The organism is Flavobacterium davisii (genome assembly GCF_042182265.1).
In the GTDB taxonomy this organism is placed as follows: domain Bacteria; phylum Bacteroidota; class Bacteroidia; order Flavobacteriales; family Flavobacteriaceae; genus Flavobacterium; species Flavobacterium davisii.
This window is the reverse complement of record NZ_CP097869.1, coordinates 2045191-2067500: the sequence shown is the minus strand read 5'-3', so window position 1 is coordinate 2067500 and position 22310 is coordinate 2045191. Positions and strand designations below refer to the sequence as shown.

Below are 22310 nucleotides of genomic sequence, written 5' to 3'. Positions count from 1 at the left end.
TTGGGGACCTTAGCTGATGGTCTGGGTTCTTTCCCTCTCGGACTTGGACCTTAGCACCCAAGCCCTCACTGCTCAATATATTATATAGCATTCGGAGTTTGTCAGGAATTGGTAGGCGGTGAAGCCCCCGCATCCAATCAGTAGCTCTACCTCTATATAACTTAACTTGAGCGCTGCACCTAAATGCATTTCGGGGAGTACGAGCTATTTCCGAGTTTGATTGGCCTTTCACCCCTACCCACAGATCATCCCAAGACTTTTCAACGTCAACGGGTTCGGACCTCCACTTTGGGTTAACAAAGCTTCATCCTGTCCATGGGTAGATCACACGGTTTCGCGTCTACCACTACTGACTTAAGCGTATAAATACGCTTTCAATCCCTTAGATTGAATCGCGCCCTATTCAGACTCGCTTTCGCTACGGATCCGTGACTTAATCACTTAACCTTGCCAGCAACGGTAACTCGTAGGCTCATTATGCAAAAGGCACGCCGTCACAGCTTATGCTGCTCCGACCGCTTGTAGGCGTATGGTTTCAGGTTCTATTTCACTCCGTTATTCACGGTTCTTTTCACCTTTCCCTCACGGTACTGGTTCACTATCGGTCTCTCAGGAGTATTTAGCCTTAGCGGATGGTCCCGCCAGATTCAGACAGGGTTTCACGTGCCCCGCCCTACTCAGGATACCACTATTCTTTATATTCTTTACTTATACGGGACTATCACCCTCTTGGGTTAACCTTTCCAGGTTATTCTAATTCAGTTTACAAGAAATATTGTGGTCCTACAACCCCGTTATTGCCGTAACAACAACGGTTTGGGCTAATGCGCTTTCGCTCGCCACTACTTACGCAATCACTTTTGTTTTCTTCTCCTCCGCCTACTTAGATGTTTCAGTTCAGCGGGTTCGCCTCCTATCGGATACTATGTCTTCAACATAGTGGGTTGCCCCATTGGGATATCTGCGGATCAATTCGTATGTGCCGATCCCCGCAGCTTTTCGCAGCTTATCACGTCCTTCTTCGCCTCTGAGAGCCTAGGCATTCCCCATACGCCCTTATTTTGCTTATTGTTTTCTTTATTATTTTAGCCATTAGTCAATAGCCATAAGCCACTAGTGCCTATTGCTTTTTTACTAATCACTAAAGATGTTCTTTCTACTTGTTTGTATGTTTATCTCAATATGTCAATGAACTTTGAGCCCCCTCCAGCTCCCCCGAAGGGGGAGAGCCGATTGCTCTATGTTCCTCCCCTTTGGGGAGGTTAGGAGGGGCTGTTGTGGAGAATATCGGAGTCGAACCGATGACCTCCTGCGTGCAAGGCAGGCGCTCTAGCCAGCTGAGCTAATCCCCCATTGTCTATTTTGAATGTTGAATTATTTTTTTGAATTATTTTTCAAATTCATCATTTAAAATTTATAATTCAAAATTCGCTTCTAGAATTTCCTTTTTTATAACTTTAAATAGTAGTCCCGGGCAGACTCGAACTGCCGACCCCTACATTATCAGTGTAGTACTCTAACCAGCTGAGCTACGAGACTCTGTATTTTAAGCCTTTTCTTTTTTTTGAATTAACAGCGAGAGTAAGATTTTAATTTAATTTTAATTTTAAATCACATCCTTTTTTTTGTCTCTAGAAAGGAGGTGTTCCAGCCGCACCTTCCGGTACGGCTACCTTGTTACGACTTAGCCCTAGTTACCAGTTTTACCCTAGGCAGCTCCTTGCGGTCACCGACTTCAGGTACCCCCAGCTTCCATGGCTTGACGGGCGGTGTGTACAAGGCCCGGGAACGTATTCACCGCAGCATGGCTGATCTGCGATTACTAGCGAATCCAGCTTCACGGAGTCGAGTTGCAGACTCCGATCCGAACTGAGAACGGTTTTTTAGATTCGCGCCTACTTGCGTAGTGGCTGCTCTCTGTACCGTCCATTGTAGCACGTGTGTAGCCCAAGGCGTAAGGGCCGTGATGATTTGACGTCATCCCCACCTTCCTCACGGTTTGCACCGGCAGTCTTGTTAGAGTTCCCGACCTTACTCGATGGCAACTAACAACAGGGGTTGCGCTCGTTATAGGACTTAACCTGACACCTCACGGCACGAGCTGACGACAACCATGCAGCACCTTGAAAAACGTCCGAAGAAAGATCTGTTTCCAAATCTGTCGTTTCCCATTTAAGCCTTGGTAAGGTTCCTCGCGTATCATCGAATTAAACCACATGCTCCTCCGCTTGTGCGGGCCCCCGTCAATTCCTTTGAGTTTCACTCTTGCGAGCGTACTCCCCAGGTGGGATACTTATCACTTTCGCTTAGCCACTCAGGTTGCCCCAAACAGCTAGTATCCATCGTTTACGGCGTGGACTACCAGGGTATCTAATCCTGTTCGCTCCCCACGCTTTCGTCCATCAGCGTCAATATACTCGTAGTAACCTGCCTTCGCAATTGGTATTCCATGTAATCTCTAAGCATTTCACCGCTACACTACATATTCTAGTTACTTCCAAGTAATTCAAGTCTTACAGTATCAATGGCCGTTTGATCGTTGAGCGACCAGATTTCACCACTGACTTATAAAACCGCCTACGGACCCTTTAAACCCAATGATTCCGGATAACGCTTGGATCCTCCGTATTACCGCGGCTGCTGGCACGGAGTTAGCCGATCCTTATTCTTACAGTACCGTCAAGCTCCCTCGCAAGGGAGTGTTTCTTCCTGTACAAAAGCAGTTTACACACCATAGATGCGTCATCCTGCACGCGGCATGGCTGGGTCAGTCTTGCGACCATTGCCCAATATTCCTCACTGCTGCCTCCCGTAGGAGTCTGGTCCGTGTCTCAGTACCAGTGTGGGGGATCTCCCTCTCAGGACCCCTACCCATCGTGGCCATGGTAAGCCGTTACCTTACCATCTAGCTAATGGGACGCATGCTCATCTTGTACCGTTGGAACTTTAATCATAATGTGAGGCCACATCATAATACTATGGGGTATTAATCCAAATTTCTCTGGGCTATCCCCCTGTACAAGGTAGATTACATACGCGTTACGCACCCGTGCGCCGGTCTCAAAGGAGCAAGCTCCTTCTACCCCTCGACTTGCATGTGTTAAGCCTGCCGCTAGCGTTCATCCTGAGCCAGGATCAAACTCTTCATCGTATATCTTTTGTAACCCTAAGGTTAAATATTGTGGACAAAGAATGCTAGTTTTCTTACTCTCTTAAATTTTATTGTTTTAATATCTCTATTAAAACGTGCTGTCAATCCAATATGTCTATGAACTTTTTATTCTTATTTTTCGCTTTTGACTTAGCGTCTTAGCGGGTGCAAAGGTAAAAATTCTTTTTTAATTTGCAAGACTTTTTTGAAAACTTTTTTTGAAGTAAGCTTCGAAAAATATCTTAACAATAATCTAAAGAACTTCGCTGTTGCGGGTGCAAAGATACGCTCGTTTTTTTCTTTTTTCCTAGTGTTTTGTCTTATTTTTTTAGTTTTTTATTTTAATTGCTGTTTATCAAATAGTTATCTATTACTCCCTTTGTATTATTTTATAGTCCTTTAATTTGTTTGGTTGTTTTTCGAGTCTTGTTACTTTTTTAAACAACATGAGTTCGACATAAAAAACATTGATTTTTAACACATTACATAGAATCTTTGTGCTTCCGTTAATGTTTTCTTTGTCTTTTTCGTCGTATAGCTATTACATAAAGTATTACACAAAGTTCCTCAAAGAAATATGAAAGAACTGTTTATTAGCAAGTTAAAAGTTTCTTAAGTCGAACTCACGTTAAATAGGTAATGGATTTTTATTTTATTTACTTGTTTGGGCGGAGTTTGATTTTACAAAGGGATATAAGTAATAGATAACGAATCGAATGGAAAATGTTTTAAAATGACTCTGTTCTTGAAAGTTTTTATAAACTGAAGAGTTCTAATTTATTTCAAAATTAACAAAGAAACAGGTGACAAAAAGTAAATTTTAAAATATCTAACCAGTTGTTCTAATACTAAAAGAAGTATATAGCTGATTATTTAGATTGATTTCTTTATCTGTTTATTTTGTTTTGGCATCTCTTACCCCAAAGTACGAGATTTCTTTTGATCACCTTATTTCTTTTTATTATCTATTTTTGTAATTCGGGATGTCTTTCTTTATATTCTTTTACTTTTTGACGCCAACTTTTTTGAAGTTCGCTATAATTATGTCCTAATTTAGATTCTTGTGACACTAATCTCCCATCTATAAAGGAGCGATATAGAACGCTTTCTATAAGGTAATCTTCTGCAACTAAATCGGGTTCATATTTGGTTTTTAGATTTATATCAAATAGACTAGCTGTATTGTTAGCCCAAAAGGCTTTCCATCCACTTTTTAATTCAGATATTAGATCATAGGTAGTAACTCCTGTTTGACGATGTATTAGTTTTACTAAAATTTGTCCATCTTTTCTACTTAATTTTTTTAATTGTTCTTCAAATTCTTCTGTTAAAAATTTTTCAACTAATTTGAAATATTTTTTTTTATCGCGTTCTGATTTTAAAAGTTTCATTCCGTTATTAAGTGCCACTAATCTATCTGCTGCAATCTTGGCATAGGGATAGGTTCTCATTACGCGTCGTTTTAGAATCATGAAGCGTTTTCTTTCTTCTTCGCTTTTAAAGTTATATGCTCTGTTTGTTACTAAGACTTCTTCTAATTGATAAGAGACTTGTGCTATGGTATCTTTTATATCTAACTTTTTTTCAATTTCTGTAGAATCTATTTTTACTTCTTGAGCTGTAACTGCTATTACAGAGAAAAACAGAAATACTATGGCTGTGTTATATTTGTGCATTGAATTTTATTTTTGCTCAAAATTATACATTTATTCTACAAGTGTTACTCCATTTTTTTATTTTAGCAAAAATTTTTTTTATGAATACTGAAACAATATTAAATGATCTTTCTATAGACTTTTTAGGGCATTATTTGAACAATGCTTCTCCTACGGGATATGAAAGTGAAGGGCAAAAGATTTGGATGGATTATCTTAAACCTTATGTGGATACATTCATTACGGATACATACGGAACAGCTGTCGGAATTATAAATCCGGACGCTCCTTATAAGGTGGTCATAGAGGGACACAGTGACGAAATATCTTGGTATGTAAATTATATTACGGAGGATGGTTTGATATATGTGATTCGTAATGGTGGTTCTGATCATCAAATTGCTCCTTCAAAAAGGGTAAATATCCATACTAAAAATGGTATTATTAAAGGTGTTTTTGGCTGGCCTGCAATTCATACACGTGGAAGGGGCAAGGAAGAAAGTGCTACCTTACATAATATTTTTATAGATTGTGGATGTAATAGCAAAGAGGAGGTTGAGGCATTAGGTGTACATGTTGGATGTGTTATTACCTACCCTGATGAGTTTATGGTTTTAAATAAGAACAAATTTGTCTGCCGTGCTATAGATAACAGAATGGGAGGGTTTATGATAGCTGAAGTAGCTCGTTTACTAAAAGAGAATAACAAAAAGCTTCCTTTTGGATTGTATATAGTAAATTCTGTACAGGAAGAGATTGGATTACGTGGTGCTGAGATGATTACACAGACTATTAAGCCGAATGTTGCAATTGTAACGGATGTATGTCATGATACGACGACTCCTATGATTGATAAAAAAATTGAAGGTGATTTAAAAATGGGTCGTGGTCCTGTTATTGCTTATGCTCCTGCTGTACAGAATAAATTAAGGGAATTGATTGTTGATACCGCAATAGAAAAGGAAATTCCTTTTCAAAGACATGCTAGCTCTAGAGTAACTGGAACTGATACGGATGCTTTTGCTTATAGTAATGGTGGAGTGGCATCTGCATTGATTTCTTTACCATTACGTTATATGCACACAACGGTAGAAATGGTACATCGGGAGGATGTAGAAAACGTTATAAAACTAATCTATGAAAGTCTTTTAAAAATTGAAAACAACGAAAGTTTTTCATATTTTAAATAAAATCTAAATCTACTCTTAAAAAGAGGATGTTTTTTTTGGAGTAGATTTTTTTATACTATTTTAATTCTATATATTTCCTTAAACCTAAATTTCGCATTAGAATTTTATTTTGCTTTATTTTTATTCAAATTCAAGTAGGTACTTAAATTTTAATCATCAAAATAGTGCTTTATTTATTTTTCTAAAATTTTCCGTGATCACTTGAATTTATTCATTTTTTTCACAACGGAGTCTAATGCGAAATTTGGATTAAAATGAGGTGGTCTCAACTTGATTGTAAAATGGTCTTCCTTTCTCGTATTTGATCTTTTTATTTTGTAATCTTACTTAAAATCTGGAAGAAAAATCTTTGTTTTTCGCCTTTACCATAAAAGATGTAACCACTTGAATATAACTTTTATTTATTTTTTTATTATTTTTTCTGAAAATATTTTTCCTGAGAAGGTTGTTATCCTTATTATGTACAGGCCTGTTTTTAAATTTTCTAATGATTTTAATTCTATTAGGTCTTTATTTTGAGACTGAATATTGATTATCATCTCTTCTCCTAGCATATTAAATAGTTTGATATTTTTTATCTTTTCATTTAGTATAATTTCAATTTTAGAATTAAAAGGATTGGGATATATTTTTATTATTTTTCCTGTTTCAAATGAATTATTAGATAAAAGGGTTTCTTCTTTCAATCCTGTTTCAATTAGGTTTTTTTGTTGCCATAATTCTTTTCTACTGGAATGGTGTAATGCTTCATACATACGTTCTACTTGTCCTTTTGTAAACATTTTATAACAGCCATAAGATCCATTGTATCCCATATAATTTTCGTTATTCACTTTTTCTTTATTGCAATTAAAAACTGGTTTACAATTATCATTTGCTACGGCAAATTCTTCTTGTGGCGTATCACTTACTTCGTCTGTTCCTGCACAGCCATTTTCAAAAGTGTGTATTAGTCCTAAAAAATGTGCAAATTCATGGGTTAGTGTTGACGCAAATTCGTCATCTACATTACCATAAAGAGAGGTTCCGCTATAGACTATTCTGGAAAAATTATCATTTGTTTTTTCTTGATCTGGATAGGTGGCGACTCCTGAATTGTTTTCTTGATCGTCAAAAATATCATTTTGGATATATACATTAATATATTTATTGTTATCCCAAGCATATTTTTTTCGAATTAGGTCTTTCGTTTTTTTGCTATTATTCCCAAATCCTTTTTCATCTTTTTTATAAAAGATAACACATCCTTCTGGTTTATAGTTCCCTTTTTTTCCAATTTTAGCTAATTCAAACTTTATATTTAATTTAGATTTTATGGATTGAAAATCAGGATCAACACTATTATAATCATCATTGAGCCCATTAAAATCTTCATTTACTTTTTCTAATGCTTTTTTTATTTTTTCGATTGTAATTTTTTTCTCATCTGGTTGATAATAACCATCTGGAGTGGCTTTTTTAGTTTCTGGATAGTAAACCTATCCTTCATCAAAAACATGAAAAACAACGGGAATAATAAATTCTTTTTCTAAATCTTTATTTTTTATCACATCTGCATCTATCTCTTCATTCCATTTTTTCTTTGCTTTTATTTTTAGGTTATTGAATTGATTCCTATTTATTTCTGCTGTTTTACATTTTATATTTTGAGCAAAAATAGGGCAACTTAATATTAAAATTAGAAGTGTTTTCATTTTCTTACTTATTTCCATATTGTTTTTTTTAAAATGATTTAGAATAGAATTATAATTTTTTTTGATGTTATTACATCAATATTTCTTTTATCATTGATTAAAGTATGCTAATCGAAAAGTTTGAAGATTGGTTATTTTTTAAAAAAAAGTAACGAAATCTAAACAGATTAACAGCTTCTTTATTAAAGGAAGGTTTAGCTTTAATTGAGCGTTAAAAATCTACTCCATTTTAAAAAAATAAAATGGAGATTATGCGTTAGAAATTTATTGCAAATAAATAAGGACTTTTAATCTAAAAAAGTACATTTTTTTGTGGTCAATTAGATCGTTTTACAAGTTCACAATCTTACCATTTACACAATAGGAGAAATCATATAATATTGATAATATGACTTTTCCATTTGATCGAAGTAACAAACCACGCGTTGAATTACGTCTTTTGTACTTGCGTTTGTTAGATAAAATTTCCGTAAGTTTTATTTTATTTGCTTTTCATCTTCATCACGAAGTCTAATCCTGAATTTTGGATTAAACAAAAACTTGCTTTTCTTCCTTTTGATATTTAAGAAATATGTGTTTTTAATTAAGTTTATAACTCTTATGATATAGGAGTTATAATGTTTTTTTGTTAAATGTATTAAAAATAAGAAATGGTGGGGAATGGGTGTGAATTACCTATTCAATATATTTTGATACTGAATAGATAATTACAAAAAGTAGATTGATTGATTGAGTGAGTGATTTTTTATTCTAGTATGGCAACTACTCTAGAGGGCCCTGCAGAAGCTCCTTTTAATTTTAAGGGGAAGCAAGCTATTTTAAAACCTGTATAAGGAAGTTCTTCTAAATTAACCAGTTGTTCCATGTGACAATATTCATGCTCTACCCCTACTAGATGTCCTTCCCAAAATATATCATTTCTTTTTTGTTTTTTTGCTTGTTCTATTTGATAAGGTAATGGCAAATCCCATCCCCATTGGTCAATACCCATTACTTTTACTCCTTTTTGAATTAAAAATAATGTTGCTTCTGCGGACATACCGGTTCCTTTCTTATAATAATCTTTATCGTATATATATTTATCTCGACCTGTTTTTATTAGGACTATATTTCCTGGTTGGATATTTATTTGTTCTTTATTTAAAAAGTTTTCAATATCATTTTTTGTTATTATTTCAAAATCTTTTTTATGTTTCATATCTATAATAACACCATTTCCATAGCACCATTCTAGCGGTATTTCTTCAATAGTTTTTGCTGGTTTATCTTCACAAATAGGACCATAATGATAGGGTGCATCTAAATGAGTAGTAGCGTGTACTCCCATTTGTTTAATCATATCATCAGCCCAGCCTGTAAAGTGCTTGGGAAATAAACTAAAGGGTAATCCGAACAATCTTATGATCCATTTGGATTTTTTATGGATTTTATGTTTGATTTTAACTTTCATAAAGAAAGGATCATTTGGATTTTGGTAGATTGTTTTAGATAAATCAATTATTTTCATACTTTTTAATTTGATTAACTTAAGTGATGGATAATTAGAATATAAAACCATCATTTTTTTTAATTAAACACAATATAGAGAAGTTTTTAACTTTTTTATAGATGTTTCTTTTTATTGAATTATAAAAATTTTTGCAATCTAGTTAAAAGAATTTTTAAAAGGGATTAATGTTTCTTTAAAGCTTTCATAATTTATTTTGTTTCTGTACAGATAGGAATTTAAAAACGCTATCTGTACAGATAAAGTTGTTATAATACAACTTGTTTATATTGAGATATTATAATCTAATTTCAATTTGTCTTTTAACATTATTTAAAGATTCTTCGTTAACATTATATAATTCTACTTCTACAATTAATTTTCCTTCTTTTTTAACTGCTGAATTTACTTGAAAATAAGGATTAATTAATAAAATATCTTGATGAAGTCCTCTTCTACTCAAAGGTACTAATGCGTCAACAGAATAATTACCTAAACTAATACTTTTTAGATATAATTTTAAGGCTAATTGATTATTTGGTAAACGAATAATTGAATTTTCTCCTATTGTATTAATCATATCATCTTTTCTTATCACGCCAATTTGGGTCATTTTAATCCAATGCTGTAATGATCTTTTCACTTTTTCAATAACGTCACCATCTGGCGTTTTTAATAGAGAACGTTGCATATATTGATCTAACTCATTTGTTGTTTTAATAACTAATTCTTTAGATAGGTCAGACAATGGCTTAAATCCTGTAAATAGATATTCAAATTCGGCTAATTTTTCGTCTTTTTTTGTAGATAGAGAAAAGTGGCATGATATACTGTTTTCACTTTTATTTAAATTTGCATTATCATACATTAATTCTAAATTAAAATCATCGGATATCTTAACTAAATTTCCAAAAAAGCCACTAAATTCTTGATGAACTCCTTGCACATAATATTTTTTTATTTCTTCTTTATCTAAAACTACCTTCTTTTTGTAATATTCATTTTTATTAAAGTGCAAAGAGATGTATTTACTTGTTTCATTTTTATATTTTATTCTAAAATTAAATGCTTCGTCTGTATAAAGTGCTTCTATAATTTTAGTATTTTTAAGGTCCTCAGCAGTATATTTATAAATATTAGCGTTAGGATTACTTGAATATAGATCAACCCATTTACTAAGTTCTTCTATTGTTAATAGATCTGTTTTTTTTAATCTATAAAAAGTATCAAAATCTATATCTGTTAGTTGCGCTGGATTATCTTTGAATTGAGGTTTCCATCTCATGTAAGCTCTATTTACCATATATGAATCATATGGTTTTTGAGCAAAATCAAAAAATGTATATTGCTTTTTTGAGAAGTTTTTCTTACCAAATTTCCCAGAAACTTTTACTGTAATTATACCTTTTTCTACATCTTTTGTTTCTATTATTGCTTCTTCTATTGATAATTCTTTCGATTCTATTTTCTTTGTTTCTCTTATAGTTGATATATTATTAGCTGCTTTATCAATATCTTGGGTGATTTCTATATCAAAATATTTTCTTAATTCATTTTCTGTTGGATCTACTAAAGGGGCTACATCAACATTATTCTTTACATCATTATCAAGTTTTAAATCTGTGAGTTCTTTATCTTTACTACAAGATAATAACAGGCTAACTGAAAGGAGTAAAATCGTTTTTCTCATAACATTATTTTTATATAAATTATTATTTAGATTTATTATAAATAAATCCCGCATAGAAACATCAAATATAATGCCAAAAATTAAATATTTAAACTTTTTTGTTTAAAAAAGTATTATTTATACTCTTTAACTATTTTTATAAGGTTTAATATTTTAACAAAAACAAATACAAAAGAGAGTTTATGATTATTTAACTCAAATACGGATTAGACTCCAATTAGCGAAGCTTATTCTACTTATTTTTCTTCAAATTCAAACATGTCTTCAAAATTTAATCATCAAAAAGCTTCCTTTTTCTTCTTCTAAAATTTTCGGTCAGTACTTGAATTTATTGATTTTTTTGTTTCAAAACGAAGTAAAATATGAAATCTGGGGTTAAAAACATTAACTTCAGATTTTGCATTAAAAATTTGCTACAAATGAAAAAAACTTTTGAATTTAAAAAAGTACCCTTTTTTGGTATTCATTAGATTCTTTTAAAAGTTGGCAATCTTGTCATTTATACAACAGGAGAAATAACATAATATTGAAATGTGACGTTCCCTTTGGTAGAAGTAAGAAACAAGGGGGTAAATTACGGCTTTTGTCGTCCACATCTGCGAGAAAAATTTCCGTTCCTTTCTATTTTCCTTCCTTTTCCTCTTCATGACGAAGTCTAATTCGGAATTTGTTCTTAAATTAGAAAATGGAAAAATTGATTAAAATGAAGGAGAATGAAATAATTAAATCAATAACTGGTTATGCGTTTTACACAAATGTTTTTTTACGCTACTTTCAATGTTTAAACAGTATCATATATTTTTATATGATCATATAGTGAAAAAGAAGGAAGATTAAACTATTTCTTAGATTAGTTAAAATAGTACAAAAAACAAGTCTATCAAAAAGAGGGGGCAAAAGGTTAAAATCTTGTCAGTTCTCTGTTTCCAAGAATAACTATCTACAAAGTCAAGTTATTCTTTTTACCCCCTCTTTTTAGACTATTCTTTAAAGATTCACCACTATCTCTTTTTTAATTTTTCCTATAACAGAATATCCAGAAATAAAAAATGTTAATTCAAGTACTAATTTATCTTGTTTTTTAACTGCTGAAGTTGTAGCAAAAACAGGGAGAAAGAATATATCTTTATGTCTGATATGTTGACTCAAAGGGATTAAATCATCGAAAGTATCAGGATTATTATCCGATATCCTTTTCAACTTTAGCGCTAATTGCCCGTTTGATAAACGAATAACAAGATCACTTCCTAGAGTATTAATAATATCATCTTCTCTAATAATTCCGTATTGTAACTTCTCTATAATTTTATTACGTAAAGGAGAAACTATTCCTTTTACATCTCCATCGGGTATATCTTTTAAAACATCTTGCATATAACGATCTAGACCATCGGTTGTTTGCACTATAAATTCCTTAGGAAAATCAGATAAGGGTTTGAAACCTGTAATTTCATGAGAGAAATCAGCTAATTTTTCACCTCCTTTTGTCAATAAAGAACAATTGTATTTTATAGAATTATTCTTTTCTTCTACTCTAGGAAAAGAAACTTTTAAAACAAAATCACTTGAAGTATTAATGAACTTATCTTTGAATTCTTCTAGATTTTTGCTTACACCAAATACATAATATTTTTTTATTTCATCTTTGTTTAAAGTAATCTTTTTTTTGTAATATTTATCTTGATCAAAATCAAAGAGCAAAGTAACCGAATGCTTATTTTTATATTCGAAAGTTATGTCTATTCTTCTTATCAAATAATCTATTTTTTTAATTTTAATATCTTTTAAATCCTCAGAAGTAAATTTATACTCCTTATCCGAATTTTGCTTTTTAGAATAGAAATCAAGCCATTTACTTAGGTATTCTACAGTAAATAAATCGGTCTTTTTTAACCTATAAAAAGTATCAAAATCTAGATCTGTTAATTCTTCTGGATTATCTTTAAATTCAGGTTTCCACTTCATTATAATATTTTTGGCAATATAGGAATCTTCGGAATTATTACTGGATCCATCTGGCAAGCAAAAAAACGTATATGATTTAGAAAAGGTTTTATTAGCAAATTTTCCTGAAATTTTTGCAATAACCTCTCCTTTTTGGGCATCTTTTTTTTCTATTACTGTATTCTCAACTAATAAATCTACTTGTTTATATCCAATTTTTTTTAGTCCTCTGATGTTCGTAATATTATTAACGATTTCATCTGCCTTTTTAACAGATGTTACCGAAAGACTAAAATATTCTTTAATATCATCTTCTGTTGGATCTTGAGCAGCTACATCGGTAGGTAAATTTGTATTTAAATTAATAAATTCTTTGTCATTGCTGCATGATAACAATAAACTTACAAAGAGAAATAAAATTATTTTTTTCATAAAACGGTCTTTTTTTTAAAAAATTAGTAACAGTTTTTTTAAAATTCAAAACGCAAATATAACAAAAGATTAAAAGATTAAAGGATTTATTTTTTATCAAGAAATGTAGAAATATTTTTTTCAATTCGATCGTGAATGTTTAAAATATCAGATTTTTCAAATTTTTCACCTATTATATTTTCATACAATTCAATATATCTATCGGAAACTGTTGTTATATATTCATCATTCATAATGGGTATTTGTTGTCCTTCTTTTCCTTGAAACCCATTTGATATTAACCATTTACGCACAAATTCTTTCGATAATTGTTTTTGCTCTTCTCCTCTACTTTGTCTTTCTTTATAACCTTCAGCATAAAAATAACGTGAAGAATCAGGTGTGTGAATTTCATCAATTAAAACAATTTTTCCTTCTTTTGTTTTTCCAAACTCATATTTAGTATCTACTAAGATTAATCCTCTTGATTTAGCAATTTCAGTTCCTCTTTGAAATAAAGCGCGCGTGTATTTTTCTAAAACCAAATAATCTTCTTCGGAAACAATTCCTTTTGCTAAAATTGATTCTCTTGAAATATCTTCGTCATGTACTCCTACATCAGCTTTAGTTGTTGGGGTAATAATAGGTTCTGGAAATGGATCATTTTCTTTCATTCCTTCAGGCATTGTAACGCCACATAATACACGTTTCCCTAAGGCATATTCACGAGCTGCATGGCCTGATAAATAGCCTCTAATAACCATTTCAACTTTAAAAGGCTCACATAAATGCCCTATTGCTACATTGGGATCAGGTGTTGCTATCAACCAGTTAGGTACAATATCTTGTGTCATCTCCATGAATTTTGTGGCAATTTGATTTAGTATTTGCCCTTTATACGGAATTCCTTTTGGCATAATAACATCGAAAGCGGATAATCTATCGGTAGCAATCATAACCAATAATTCATCATTAATATTATAAACCTCACGCACTTTTCCGTGATAAACTGATTTTTGACCCGAAAAATTGAACTGGGTAGAAGTAATCGTATTCATTTGTGTTGTGTTGTTATATTTTACATTTATTGTAAACCGTAATACAAATGTAAAGGTTTCCTATTTACTTACAAGATAAATCATTTTTTTATTTGTTGTATTTAAAATACAACTTATATTTTTTTTTAATATTTTTGCTTCATAAAATATAATTTACAATGACAACAACCGAAAAAGAATTAATTAAAGTTACTATTCCTGTATTAAAAGAAAATGGCGTATTATTAACCAAACATTTTTACAATAGGATGTTTACTCATAATCCGGAATTAAAAAATATTTTTAATTTAGGAAATCAAGCTAGTGGTAAACAACAAACAGCTTTAGCTATGGCCGTTTTAGCTTATGCAGAACATATAGAAAACCCAAGTGTTTTAATAGATGTTCTTAAGTCTATTGGTAATAAACATGTTAGTCTTAATATTACTAAAGAACAATACGAAATAGTAGGTAATCACTTAATTGCTTCTATACAAGAAGTTTTACAAGAATCTGCAACAGAGGAATTACTAGATGCGTGGGCTAAAGCTTATTGGGAATTAGCTGATATAATGATACAAATAGAAGAAGAAATGTATCAAACTAATCTTAATAAAAAAGGAGGCTGGAAAGGATGGAGAAATTTTTTAATTACAAGAATAGTAGAAGAAAGCGATGAGATTAAATCTTTTTATTTAACGCCAAAGGATAACGAAGCGATTGCTGATTATCTACCTGGTCAATACATTACAATCAAGACCTATATAGAGGAACTAGGTCATGAACAACCAAGACAGTATAGTCTTTCTTCTTCATTTAATGAAAAATATTATCGAATTTCCATAAAATCAGAAAAAGGAGCTAACAATAATCCTGATGGACTGGTTTCTAACACCTTACATAACAAAAAAGAAGGAAGTGAAGTTTTTGTATCAGCTCCAGCAGGCGTTTTTAATATCGGAAAAAAAATAGATTATCCAATGATATTAATAAGTGGAGGAATAGGAATTACTCCCTTATTAAGCATGTTACAAAGCCAAAAAGATCATGATAATAAAACCGTATGGATACATAGTTGTCGTAATGAAAAAGTACAAGCATTTAGAGATGAAGTGGAAGAAATAGCGCAAAAAGACAAAAATCTAAAATCTTATACTTACTATGAACAAATAGATTCCGAAACGGACACTATAAAAAAAGGACGTATTAATTTAGAAAATCATCAGGAAGAAATTTTAATAGAAGATGCTAAATATTATATTTGCGGTCCTGAAGTATTTATAAAAACACAATATCAGTCGCTTATAAATTTAGGTGTAGATAAAAATGCAATTCATTTTGAAGAATTTGGTCCACAAATTTTGAATCTCAATTAATCATTAATATTTTTTATGAAACTGAATCACTTTACTGATTTTTCTATGCGAGTATTAATTTACTTAATTCATCTGAATAAGGAAGATTCTACTTCTTTAGATGAATTGGCCAGTACTTTTAATTTATCTAGAAATCACTTAATAAAAGTTATTCAGTTTCTTTCTTATCATAATTTAGTAGAAACCAAAAGAGGGAAAGGAGGAGGAATACGTATTGCAGAAAAAACCTTAAAAACCCCTCTTGGTAATCTAATACATTTATTGGAACAAGACGAAGATCCTATTATTGATTGCAAAACCAAACTGTGTATATTTCCTAGTAGCGAATGTCAATTAAAACATCTATTACAAAAAGGTTATGACTTATTTATTGAAACCTTAAATCAACATACACTAGAAGATCTTCGCTTTAAGAATTGGAATGAAATATTACCTAAATCATAAAACTTTTAAAAACACTTATTATGACCGTTAGTATAGCATTTGTTCATACTTTTTAAAATCAAAAGAATTTTCTATCTTGATTGTATCTGTTCATTTCTTATAGCAACTTTGATCCGCTCATCATATCAATCTTATTTATTAAAAAAAATCTTACTAATTAATCTTGATTTTCTATGCTTTTATAGGCGTCAATAATTTTTTTAACTAATTTATGACGTACAATATCTTTATCATCTAAATAGATTATTCCTATTCCATCTACATTTTTTAATACTAAAAGAGCCTCTTTTAAACCTGATATAGTTCTTCGTGGCAAGTCTACCTGACCAGGATCTCCTGTAATAATAAATTTAGCATTTTTACCCATACGAGTCAAAAACATTTTCATTTGACTGTGAGTCGTATTTTGGGCTTCATCTAGTATAACAAAGGCATTATCTAATGTACGACCACGCATAAATGCTAGGGGAGCAATTTGAATAACACCTTTCATAATATAATCTTCTAGAGTCTGAGGAGGAATCATATCTCGTAAAGCGTCATACAACGGTTGCATATAAGGATCTAATTTTTCCTTCATATCTCCTGGCAAGAAACCTAGATTTTCTCCTGCTTCTACGGCAGGGCGAGTTAATATAATTCGCTTTACTTGTTTTTCTTTTAAGGCTCTAACAGCTAGCGCAACTCCTGTATAAGTCTTACCAGTTCCTGCTGGACCTACAGCAAAGACCATGTCATTTTTTTGTAACGTATCTACCAATAATTGTTGATTGGGAGTCATTGCTTTTATCAACTTCCCCCCTACTCCATGTACTAATATCTTATCGTGATCTGACATTTGAGTACTGTGTTGTATATCACCTTCCACAATTCTCATAATAACATTATCATCAATACTATTAAAGCGTGTAAAGTGGAGCATGAGTCTACGAAATCGTACCTCAAATTCATCTAAAACTTCTTGTTCTCCAAAGGCTTTTAAGGTTGTCCCTCTAGCTACAATTTTAAGTTTTGGATAGTATTTTTTTATGGTTTCCAAATGATTATCATGAGCTCCCCAAAATTCTTTAGGCGCAATATTTTCTAATTCTATAACTCTTTCGTTCAAAGTCAGATTAATTTAGTTAAAAATAAATTCGTTTTGTTTATCCCAAATCTACTAATTTTGCCTCAATAATACAGCAATAATTATAAACAATCGAATGTCAATAATTACACTTACTACCGATTTTGGAGTCAAAGACCACTTTGTAGGTGCACTAAAGGGAAAAATTTTCACACAAATCCCTAATGCTCAAATTGTTGATATTTCTCATCAAATAGATCTTTTTAATATAATAGAAGCTAGTTACGTAATTAGTGCTGCGTATTATAACTTTCCTAAAGGTACAGTTCATTTGATAGGTGTAGATAGTGAACAAACTAATAATACGAAACATTTAGTTGTATATTGGAACGAGCATTACTTTGTGTGTGCTGATAATGGTATTATGAGCTTAGTTTGTCAAAATCAAAAACCAGAAAGTATAACACGAATAGAGGTCAGTAACCATTTACCTAAAACCGCTACTGACACAGACATTTTGTTGGCTGTGGCTTGTCATATTGCAAAAGGAGGTGTATTGGATGTAATTGGTGAAAAAATTGAACATTTAAAGCCACAAAATCAACTACAAGAAATAGTAGAACCTAACAAAATAAAGGGAAATGTTATATATATTGATCACTATGGAAATTGTGTAACAAACATCACAAGAAGTTCTTTTGAGAAATTAAATATCGACAAAAAATTTGAAATAAAATTTGGCAACAAAACAATAAAAAAAATACATCGTTCCTATTCTGATTTTAATATCCGAGAAGGTTATACGCTTAAAGACTATGAAGGTGAAAAGTTAGCTCTTTTTAATGAAGCTGGCTATCTTGAAATTGCTATATTTAAGAGCAATCCTAACACCACTGGTACAGCTAAGTCGTTATTAGGCTTAAAATACAGAGATACAGTTAGTGTTATTTTTGAATAGAATAATTTACAAAATTAAATTAATAAGCCATTATTGATATGTTAACTAGAATAGTTAAACTTAGTTTTCACGAAGAAAACATCCCTCTTTTCTTAGAAAATTTTAACGAAATAAAAGATTTAATTCGAAACTCACCAGGAAATCAATTATTAGAACTCTACCAAGATCAAAATAATCCTTGTGTTTTTTTTACTTATAGTTATTGGGAAAGCCCTGAAGACTTGGAGAATTATAGAAATTCCGCGTTATTTGAGGAAGTTTGGAGTTTTACAAAAAAATTATTCAATGACAAACCAGAAGCTTGGAGTGTAAACAAGCTGGTTTCTTTGATTTAAAATTTTAACTTTGAGACGATTCCATTACTTTTGTTGCATTACAACATCTTTACGTTTTAGATTTTAAACCTATACCATAATTTATGAAAGCCATACTTTTAAAAGAATTTCGATCATTTTTTGGATCTCCTGTTGGTTATTTAGTCATTGCGTTATTTTTGCTCATAACAGGTCTATTTTTATGGGTTTTCGAAGGTAACTACAATATACTTAATTCTGGTTTTGCTGATTTAACCCCTTTTTTTACTATTGCTCCTTGGGTTTTAATATTTCTAATTCCTGCTGTAACAATGCGAAGTTTTGCTGATGAAAAAAAACAAGGAACTATTGAACTCCTATTAACAAAACCAATGAGTTTAGGCAAAATTGTAATGGGAAAATCATTAGGTGCCTTTTTTTTAATTCTTATAGCCGTAATCCCTACATTAGTATATGTAAAGGTAATCTATGATCTAGGACTACCTGAAGGAAACCTAGATTTTGGCAGTACATTGGGATCTTATTTTGGTTTATTATTTCTAGTAGGATCTTATACTTCTATCGGAATTTATACCTCTACGCTATCTGACAATCAAATTATTGCTTTCCTTATAGCAGTGTTAGCCTCTTTCTTATTTTATTTTGGCTTTCAAGGTATTTCTACATTATCCATTTTAGGAAACTTTAATAACATCATAGCCTCCTTAGGAATGGATTACCATTACAAAAGTATCAGTCGAGGTGTAATTGATACGCGCGACTTGATTTATTTCATAAGCGTAATGTTTTTCTTTTATTCACTAACCGTTATCAACCTTAAAAACTACAAGAAATAAGATGAAAGATACTGCACAAAAAATAATCGGTCTTATCCTTGGATTAGTAGTACTAAACATTATCAGCTATACCTTTTTTAAACGTATTGATTTAACTCAGGATAAAAGATATACTTTATCAGAAACTTCTTTAGATATTCTAAAAAATGCAAAAGAACCACTTTATATAGATGTATTCTTAGAAGGTAATTTTCCTACAGAATTTAAACGCCTACAACTCGAAACAAAACAAATATTAGAAGAGTTAAAAGCCTACAATTCTAATATCATATTTCAATTTGTTAATCCGCTAGAAAACCCAGAAGAAGCAGAGGCAGTAATGCAACAATTCTATGAACGAGGCTTAACTCCTATTAAAATAACCGTTGACGATAAAGGTAAACAATCACAAGAAGTCGTTTACCCTTGGGCCATTGCTACTTATAAAGGAAAAAGTACTAAAGTTCCATTATTAAAAAACCGTATGGGGGTTAGTACAGAACAAAAGATCATTCATTCAGTACAACATCTAGAATATGCTTTTACAGATGCCTTTCATAAAATTACAACATCAAAAAAGAAAAAAATTGCCATTATAAAAGGAAAAAATGAACTTCCAGATGTATTAAAAGCGGATTTTTTACAAACTGTTCGTGATAATTATTTTATAGCTCCCTTTCCTATAGATTCTGTAAAAACAAAACCTAAATTAATACAAAAAGCACTTCAAACATTTGATTTAGCCATCATTACCAAACCCAATTCGAGCTTTACAGATGCAGAAAAACAAGTACTAGATCAATTTATCATAAACGGAGGTAAAACACTTTGGTTAATAGACGCGGTAAATGTTTCTATGGAAGACTTAAATCAAACAGGCAATACACTTGCTTTTGCAAAAGATTTGGGATTAAATGATTTATTTTTTAAATATGGTTTTCGTATAAATCCTGTACTGATAAAAGATATGCAAGCTGTACCTATAGCATTAGCTACAGGAAAAAGGGGAAGTGAGACACAATACCAAAACTATCCTTGGTTCTATTCTCCATTTGTATACACAGAGAGCAAACATCCCATTGTAAACAATATTGACGGTGTTAAATTTGAGTTTGCAAACCCTATAGACACCTTAAAAAATGGTATAAAAAAAACTATTTTATTAAAATCATCTCCCTACTCTAGAACAGTCGGTACACCTGTAGAAATTAATCTTGAGATGGTAAATGAAAACCCCGTAGCAAAAGACTATGTCCCTGGAAATTTCCCTGTGGCTTTGTTATTAGAAGGAAAGTTTCATTCTGTCTTTGAAAATCGCGTATTACCTTTTAAATCACTGGATTTCAAAAACATAGGAAAAGAATCCAAAATAATTGTTGTATCCGATGGCGATATCATTAAAAATCAATTGGATAAAAACGGACAACCTATGGAATTAGGTTTTGATAAATGGACCAATCAGCTATATGCAAACAAAGAGTTCCTAATGAATTGTGTGAATTTTTTATTAGATGACAATGGATTAATTAACATTCGTAGTAAAGAAGTAGATCTTCCACTACTTGATAAAGAAAAAGTATATGAGGAATATAGCACTATTCAATTCATTACAATTGGTGCTCCATTAATTATTTTAATCCTATTTGGCCTTATTTTTAACCATTTAAGAAATCGAAAATGGGGGCGATAATTATTTAAAAAAATAATTTCAAAAAGTAATTAGTTTACGATATATTTGTAAAAACTAAAAATCTATACACCATAAGGTTACTTACTTAAATAATTTGCGATGAAATTTATTGTATCGAGTTCTTATTTACAAAAACAACTACAGGTCTTAGGTAGCGTAATAAACAGTAGCAATACTTTACCTATCTTAGACAATTTTTTATTTGAATTAAAACAAGACCAATTAGTGGTTTCTGCTTCGGATTTAGAAACTACTATGTCGGCTTCTTTAAGCATAGATTCTACTAGTGAGGGGAGCGTGGCTGTGCCTGCTAAATTATTATTAGAAATTTTAAAAACTTTTCCTGAGCAACCGCTCACTTTTACTGTAGAGGAAAACAATACGATTGAAATTAGTTCTCAATCTGGTAAGTATGCTTTAGCATACTCTCCTGGAGCCGAATTTCCTAAGGCCGTTGTTTTAGAAGATCCTTCTAAGACTTTAGTGCCCGCAGAAATATTATCAACAGCTGTTAGCAAAACTATCTTTGCAGCAGGTAATGATGACTTGCGTCCTGTTATGAGTGGCGTATTCTTCCAATTTTCACCAGAAGGCCTAATTTTTGTAGCAACAGATGCTCACAAACTAGTTAAATACGCTCGAACTGATGTAAAAGCTTCACAAGTTGCTGATTTTATAATGCCAAGAAAACCTTTAAATATTTTAAAAGGTATATTAGCAGCATCTGATGCAGAAGTTACTATTGAATATAACGATGCCAATGCTACTTTTTCCTTTGACAACTATATCTTAACATGTCGTTTAATTGACGGAAAATATCCTAATTACGAAGCCGTTATTCCTAAGGAAAACCCTAATAAATTATTGATAGATCGCACACAATTTTTAAGTTCTGTACGTCGTGTAGCTATTTTTTCAAATAAAACAACACATCAAATTCGTCTTAAAATAGCTGGTGCTGAACTAAACATTTCAGCAGAAGACATTGACTATTCAAACAAAGCAGAAGAGCGTCTTACTTGTGACTATCAAGGAGATGATATGCAAATAGGATTTAACTCTCGTTTTCTAATGGAAATGCTTACAAATCTACAAAGTGACATGATCCAGCTCGAAATGTCAATGCCAAATCGCGCAGGTATATTAACTCCTGCCGATGGATTAGATGAAGGAGAAACTGTTACAATGCTCGTAATGCCTGTAATGCTTAATAGCTAAAAATATAAAGAATGTCCGAAAAGGACACTATCTTGTTTATTCCGACTAGCAGGAGAAATCGCATAACATTGATAATGTGACTTCTCCTGTCGTCGAGATAACAAACTAAATCTCATTTACTACTTATCAAAAAGCTTCTTTTTAAGCTTCTTATTTTTGCCCAATATCAAC

Annotated in this window: 16 protein-coding genes, 2 tRNA genes and 2 rRNA genes (1 of these 20 running past the window's edge); 8 read left to right on the top strand and 12 right to left on the bottom strand. The window is 31.6% G+C overall.

From position 1 onward, the window contains the following. From NAB20_RS08710 to NAB20_RS08690, 5 genes are all read right to left on the bottom strand, one after another. Positions 1-1071 (bottom strand): 23S ribosomal RNA (locus NAB20_RS08710); it reaches 1835 nt to the left of the window's first position. 207 nt (positions 1072-1278) lie between these two features. Next, positions 1279-1352, bottom strand: a tRNA-Ala gene (locus NAB20_RS08705). Positions 1353-1465: 113 nt separating this feature from the next. Beyond that, a tRNA-Ile gene (locus NAB20_RS08700) sits at positions 1466-1539 on the bottom strand. A gap of 96 nt (positions 1540-1635) precedes the next feature. Continuing rightward, positions 1636-3151 (bottom strand): 16S ribosomal RNA (locus tag NAB20_RS08695). Together the 16S and 23S rRNA genes with 2 tRNA genes alongside form the textbook arrangement of a ribosomal RNA operon. Before the next feature lie 965 nt (positions 3152-4116). Then, positions 4117-4827 carry a DUF4294 domain-containing protein gene (locus NAB20_RS08690; RefSeq protein WP_105197034.1) on the bottom strand — a complete coding sequence of 237 codons (711 nt, stop codon included), beginning with the start codon at positions 4825-4827 and terminating at the stop codon, positions 4117-4119. A gap of 80 nt (positions 4828-4907) precedes the next feature. Between NAB20_RS08690 and NAB20_RS08685 the strand changes: the two genes are divergently transcribed. Next, positions 4908-5996: a M42 family metallopeptidase gene (locus NAB20_RS08685; protein WP_088391533.1), complete on the top strand. Its 1089-nt coding sequence runs from the start codon at positions 4908-4910 to the stop codon at positions 5994-5996. 401 nt (positions 5997-6397) lie between these two features. Here the strand turns inward: NAB20_RS08685 and NAB20_RS08680 are convergent, their stop codons facing one another. The 6 genes from NAB20_RS08680 to NAB20_RS08655 all read right to left on the bottom strand — a co-directional run bounded on the left by NAB20_RS08680 (position 6398) and on the right by NAB20_RS08655 (position 14279). Then, entirely contained in the window at positions 6398-7114 is a 717-nt protein-coding gene (locus NAB20_RS08680) for a zinc-dependent metalloprotease (protein ID WP_375605780.1), read from the bottom strand. Positions 7115-7474: 360 nt separating this feature from the next. Then, positions 7475-7708, bottom strand: coding sequence for a hypothetical protein (locus NAB20_RS08675; protein ID WP_375604987.1), 234 nt, complete (start codon positions 7706-7708; stop codon positions 7475-7477). Between the two features lie 727 nt (positions 7709-8435). Then, a complete protein-coding gene (locus tag NAB20_RS08670; RefSeq protein ID WP_258929452.1) occupies positions 8436-9251 on the bottom strand; it encodes a cyclase family protein in 816 nt (271 codons plus the stop codon). A 223-nt stretch (positions 9252-9474) separates the two neighbouring features. Next, the gene (locus tag NAB20_RS08665) at positions 9475-10866 is read right to left on the bottom strand and encodes a hypothetical protein (protein WP_105197036.1); all 1392 of its coding nucleotides are present in this window, start codon (positions 10864-10866) and stop codon (positions 9475-9477) included. Positions 10867-11853: 987 nt separating this feature from the next. After that, on the bottom strand, positions 11854-13242 hold the full coding sequence (locus tag NAB20_RS08660; protein WP_375604986.1) for a hypothetical protein: 1389 nt from the start codon (positions 13240-13242) through the stop codon (positions 11854-11856). Between the two features lie 86 nt (positions 13243-13328). Then, the gene (locus tag NAB20_RS08655; RefSeq protein WP_105196360.1) at positions 13329-14279 is read right to left on the bottom strand and encodes a phosphoribosylaminoimidazolesuccinocarboxamide synthase; all 951 of its coding nucleotides are present in this window, start codon (positions 14277-14279) and stop codon (positions 13329-13331) included. Positions 14280-14437: 158 nt separating this feature from the next. On the opposite strand from NAB20_RS08655, the gene hmpA reads away from it, so the two are divergent. Together hmpA and NAB20_RS08645 are read left to right on the top strand one after the other, a co-directional pair. Then, positions 14438-15634: an NO-inducible flavohemoprotein gene (hmpA, locus tag NAB20_RS08650; protein WP_127822940.1), complete on the top strand. Its 1197-nt coding sequence runs from the start codon at positions 14438-14440 to the stop codon at positions 15632-15634. A 15-nt stretch (positions 15635-15649) separates the two neighbouring features. Further along, on the top strand, positions 15650-16078 hold the full coding sequence (locus tag NAB20_RS08645) for an Rrf2 family transcriptional regulator (RefSeq protein WP_375604985.1): 429 nt from the start codon (positions 15650-15652) through the stop codon (positions 16076-16078). 157 nt (positions 16079-16235) lie between these two features. On the opposite strand, the gene NAB20_RS08640 is transcribed toward NAB20_RS08645, so the two are convergent. After that, positions 16236-17186: a PhoH family protein gene (locus NAB20_RS08640; protein ID WP_127822939.1), complete on the bottom strand. Its 951-nt coding sequence runs from the start codon at positions 17184-17186 to the stop codon at positions 16236-16238. A gap of 94 nt (positions 17187-17280) precedes the next feature. Between NAB20_RS08640 and NAB20_RS08635 the strand changes: the two genes are divergently transcribed. The 5 genes from NAB20_RS08635 to dnaN all read left to right on the top strand — a co-directional run bounded on the left by NAB20_RS08635 (position 17281) and on the right by dnaN (position 22139). Next, entirely contained in the window at positions 17281-18102 is an 822-nt protein-coding gene (locus NAB20_RS08635) for an S-adenosyl-l-methionine hydroxide adenosyltransferase family protein (protein WP_105196363.1), read from the top strand. Between the two features lie 38 nt (positions 18103-18140). Further along, entirely contained in the window at positions 18141-18437 is a 297-nt protein-coding gene (locus NAB20_RS08630) for a putative quinol monooxygenase (RefSeq protein ID WP_088391515.1), read from the top strand. Between the two features lie 83 nt (positions 18438-18520). Next, positions 18521-19252: a gliding motility-associated ABC transporter permease subunit GldF gene (gldF, locus tag NAB20_RS08625; RefSeq protein ID WP_088391513.1), complete on the top strand. Its 732-nt coding sequence runs from the start codon at positions 18521-18523 to the stop codon at positions 19250-19252. 1 nt (position 19253) lies between these two features. Then, positions 19254-20921: a gliding motility-associated ABC transporter substrate-binding protein GldG gene (gldG, locus tag NAB20_RS08620; protein ID WP_375604984.1), complete on the top strand. Its 1668-nt coding sequence runs from the start codon at positions 19254-19256 to the stop codon at positions 20919-20921. Between the two features lie 99 nt (positions 20922-21020). Then, a complete protein-coding gene (gene dnaN / locus NAB20_RS08615; RefSeq protein WP_105196365.1) occupies positions 21021-22139 on the top strand; it encodes a DNA polymerase III subunit beta in 1119 nt (372 codons plus the stop codon). Positions 22140-22310 lie beyond the last annotated feature (171 nt).

Coding starts and splice junctions, on each gene's coding strand:
- NAB20_RS08675 (WP_375604987.1), bottom strand. CDS start 7,708: ATGGAAATAAGTAAGAAAATGAAAACACTTCTAATTTTAATATTAAGT.
- NAB20_RS08660 (WP_375604986.1), bottom strand. CDS start 13,242: ATGAAAAAAATAATTTTATTTCTCTTTGTAAGTTTATTGTTATCATGC.
- gldF (WP_088391513.1), top strand. CDS start 18,521: ATGAAAGCCATACTTTTAAAAGAATTTCGATCATTTTTTGGATCTCCT.
- NAB20_RS08690 (WP_105197034.1), bottom strand. CDS start 4,827: ATGCACAAATATAACACAGCCATAGTATTTCTGTTTTTCTCTGTAATA.
- NAB20_RS08665 (WP_105197036.1), bottom strand. CDS start 10,866: ATGAGAAAAACGATTTTACTCCTTTCAGTTAGCCTGTTATTATCTTGT.
- gldG (WP_375604984.1), top strand. CDS start 19,254: ATGAAAGATACTGCACAAAAAATAATCGGTCTTATCCTTGGATTAGTA.
- NAB20_RS08655 (WP_105196360.1), bottom strand. CDS start 14,279: ATGAATACGATTACTTCTACCCAGTTCAATTTTTCGGGTCAAAAATCA.
- hmpA (WP_127822940.1), top strand. CDS start 14,438: ATGACAACAACCGAAAAAGAATTAATTAAAGTTACTATTCCTGTATTA.
- dnaN (WP_105196365.1), top strand. CDS start 21,021: ATGAAATTTATTGTATCGAGTTCTTATTTACAAAAACAACTACAGGTC.
- NAB20_RS08635 (WP_105196363.1), top strand. CDS start 17,281: ATGTCAATAATTACACTTACTACCGATTTTGGAGTCAAAGACCACTTT.
- NAB20_RS08645 (WP_375604985.1), top strand. CDS start 15,650: ATGAAACTGAATCACTTTACTGATTTTTCTATGCGAGTATTAATTTAC.
- NAB20_RS08630 (WP_088391515.1), top strand. CDS start 18,141: ATGTTAACTAGAATAGTTAAACTTAGTTTTCACGAAGAAAACATCCCT.
- NAB20_RS08685 (WP_088391533.1), top strand. CDS start 4,908: ATGAATACTGAAACAATATTAAATGATCTTTCTATAGACTTTTTAGGG.
- NAB20_RS08670 (WP_258929452.1), bottom strand. CDS start 9,251: ATGATGGTTTTATATTCTAATTATCCATCACTTAAGTTAATCAAATTA.